General features: G+C 72.1%; 2 protein-coding genes and 1 pseudogene. 2 read left to right on the top strand and 1 reads right to left on the bottom strand.

The features are described from left to right. Positions 1 to 287 precede the first annotated feature (287 nt). Positions 288 to 1,037, top strand: a complete 750-nt coding sequence (locus tag E2E34_RS32885; protein WP_138905494.1) for a PepSY domain-containing protein — start codon at positions 288 to 290, stop codon at positions 1,035 to 1,037. A gap of 71 nt (positions 1,038 to 1,108) precedes the next feature. Here E2E34_RS32885 and E2E34_RS32880 read toward each other — a convergent pair whose 3' ends face one another. Then, positions 1,109 to 2,743 carry an acyl-CoA synthetase gene (locus E2E34_RS32880; protein ID WP_138905493.1) on the bottom strand — a complete coding sequence of 545 codons (1,635 nt, stop codon included), beginning with the start codon at positions 2,741 to 2,743 and terminating at the stop codon, positions 1,109 to 1,111. A gap of 177 nt (positions 2,744 to 2,920) precedes the next feature. Between E2E34_RS32880 and E2E34_RS32875 the strand changes: the two are divergent. Then, positions 2,921 to 3,077 (top strand): annotated as a pseudogene (locus tag E2E34_RS32875) (crotonase/enoyl-CoA hydratase family protein); the annotation flags it as partial.

Raw genomic sequence — 3,077 nt, 5'->3', positions numbered from 1 at the left:
ACGTACGCCCCGCGCCCGGCGGGGCGGTGGCCGGCTGGACGGAGGACCTGCGGCTGCGGGGGCTCCCCGGGGCGTTCGACGGGGTGGTCGCGCGCGCGGGCCGCCTGGTCTTCGGCAGGGCGCTCAGGGGGCTCCTGGCCCGGCCGCCCGGCCGGTGACCGCACCGGGGCGCCCTCCCGGCCTGTCCGCTCCCCGGGGTGCGCGGGCGGCGGCGAACGGCCGTGCGATCGGGTGACTCTTGGCGTCCGGCGACATGCCGGAGCGGCGGGCAGGTTAATCGTGCGGTCATGAACCTTCAGTCTCTCAGCAGGAACCGCGCCGGCAGCCCGCGTGCCCGGCGCGTCCGTATGGCCGCCCTCTGCGCCGTGGCCGCCGGCGCGCTCGTCAGCGGGTGCGGGAGCGGCGGCGACACCAGCACGTCCCCCGCGCCGGGGCAGCCCGACGTCCGGCAGACCACCTCTCCGAGTCCCTCGGGCACCGGCCGGCTCACCGAGGACCAGACCGCACGCAAGGCCCTGGTACCGACCGCCAAGGTGACGGCCGACAAGGCCGCCGCCACGGCGGTGGGCGAGGTGTCGGGCAGCACGCTGCTCTCGATCGAGCTGAAGCGCAGGGCCAGTGGTTCCACCGCGAGCCCCAGTCCCACCGGCAGCCCGAGCCCGACCGCGAGCCCCCAGGCCGGGCAACCGGTGTGGATCGCGGAGGTGTCCGAGAAGGACGGCACGGCGCACACCGTCCGCATCGACGCCGAGTCCGGCGATGTCCTCCGGTCCCGCACGGACGCCGGTCAGGACGCCGACGACAAGGCGGAGCGCGCCTCCTGGATCACGAAGATCAAGCAGACCCCGGAGCAGGTGGCCAAGGCCGCCACCGACCGGAAGAAGGGCACCATCACCTCCATGGAGCTCGACGACGCCGACAGCGGCGACGTCATCTGGTCCGTCGAGGTCGTGTCCACCGACGACTGGAACAAGACCACGCTCGACATCGACGCCACGACGGGCGAGGTCCTGAGCGAGGACGTGGACCGGGACTGACACGGCGTCCGCTTCCGGGCGCGACAGGCGCCCGGAGCGGACCGGCGCCGCCTGTTCCGGAGCCCGCGCGCTCACCCCGGGTGGCCTCCGGAGCCCGCCGCGACCGAACGGGCCCACCGGTAGTCCGCCTTGCCGCTCGGCGAGCGCTGTATCTCCGGCGCTATCACCAGCTGCCGGGGGACCTTGTACCCCGCGAGCCGGGTCCGGCAGTGCGCCTGGATGGCGCCGAGGCCCGGCGCGTCCGCGCCTGCGCGCACCTGCACCACGGCCGCCACCCGGTTGCCCCACGTCTCGTCGGGCACCCCGGCCACCAGCGCGTCGTACACGTCCGGATGGGACTTCAGCGCCTGCTCGACCTCCTCCGGGTACACCTTCTCGCCACCCGTGTTGATGCACTGCGAGCCCCGGCCGAGCACCGTGACGATGCCCTCCTCGTCCACCGTCGCCATGTCGCCCAGCAGCACCCACCGTTCGCCGCCCGCCTCGAAGAAGGTCTCCGCCGTCTTCCCCGGGTCGTTGTAGTAGCCCAGCGGTACGTGCCCGCGCTGCGCGATGCGCCCCACCTCGCCGGGTGCGACCGGTGCGTACGTCGCCGGATCGACCACGGCCGTACGGGAGTTGACCCGCAGCCTGAACCCCTTGCCCGGTCCCGAGTCGTCCGTCGCGGTGCCGTTGAAGCCGGACTCCGACGAGCCGAAGTTGTTCAGCAGCATGACGTGGGGCACCAGTGCCCGGAACTGGTCGCGCACCGTCTGCGAGAGGATCGCGCCCGACGAGGAGACGCTGAAGAGCGACGAGCAGTCGGTGTCCCGCATCGGCCCGTTCAGCGCGTCCACCAGCGGCCGCATCATGGCGTCGCCGACCAGCGAGACGCTGCTGACCTTCTCCTTCTCGATCGTACGGAGCACCTCGTGCGGCACGAACTTGCGGTGCACGACCACGCGCTGGCCGAAGAAGAACCCGATGAAAGCGGTGAGCGTCGACGTGCCGTGCATCAGCGGGGGAGTGGGGAAGAAGGTGATGCCGTCCCCGCCTGCCGCCACCCGCTCCGCGAGTTCCTCGGGCGCCTTCACCGGCTCGCCGGTCGGCGCGCCGCCCCCGAGGCCGGAGAAGAACAGGTCCTCCTGGCGCCACATCACCCCCTTCGGCATGCCGGTGGTGCCACCGGTGTAGATGATGAACTGGTCGTCGCCCGAGCGCGGTCCGAAGCCCCGCCCGTCCGAGCCCGACGCCTCGGCCTGCGCGAACGGCACCGGCCGGACGGCCGGCTCCGGCGCACCGGCCGGCGCGGTGCCCACGCGCACCAGATGGCGGAGCTTGTCCGTCCGGGGCAGGGCGGCCGCGACCCGCTCGGTGAACTCGGCGTCGAAGACCAGTGCCGCGAGGTCCGCGTCCCGGTAGAGGTAGGCCAGCTCCTCCGCCACGTACCGGTAGTTGACGTTGACCGGCACCACCCTCGCCTTGAGGCAGCCCAGCACGGTCTGGAGGTACTCGACGCCGTTGTAGAGGTGCAGCCCCAGGTGCTCGCCCGGCTTCACGCCGGCGTCGGCCAGGTGGTGCGCGACGCGGTTGGCCGCCGCGTCCAGCTCTGCGTACGTGAGCCTGCGCTCGGCGCCGGTGCCCGGGTGGTCGACGTACACGAGCGCCTCGCGGTCCGGGACCGCGTCGACGACCGACTCGAACAGGTCGGCAAGGTTGTACTCCACCGTTCCTCCTGACCCGGGCTGCGGAACCGCACGACGGTCACTCGATGCTCATCAGAGCAAAGCCCGCACCAAGTGGGAAGAGGCCGCACGAAGAAAACTGACTGCCTGTCAGAAAACTATTGAAGTGGGGGCCGCCCTACTGCAACCTGTTCTCGTTCCTGAGACGGGAGGCAGTCCATGGGTGGTACGGAACACCTCGACGTACGGCGCGAAGGCGCCACGCTGGTGCTCACCTTGAACCGGCCCGAGGCGAAGAACGCGCTGTCGCTGCCGATGCTGGTGGGCCTGTACGACGGCTGGCTCGCCGCCGACGCGGACGACGGCATCCGCTCGG

It is taken from the genome of Streptomyces albidochromogenes, from assembly GCF_005981925.1.
Classification (GTDB): domain Bacteria; phylum Actinomycetota; class Actinomycetes; order Streptomycetales; family Streptomycetaceae; genus Streptomyces; species Streptomyces albidochromogenes.
This window is presented reverse-complemented; position numbering and strand designations above follow the sequence as displayed.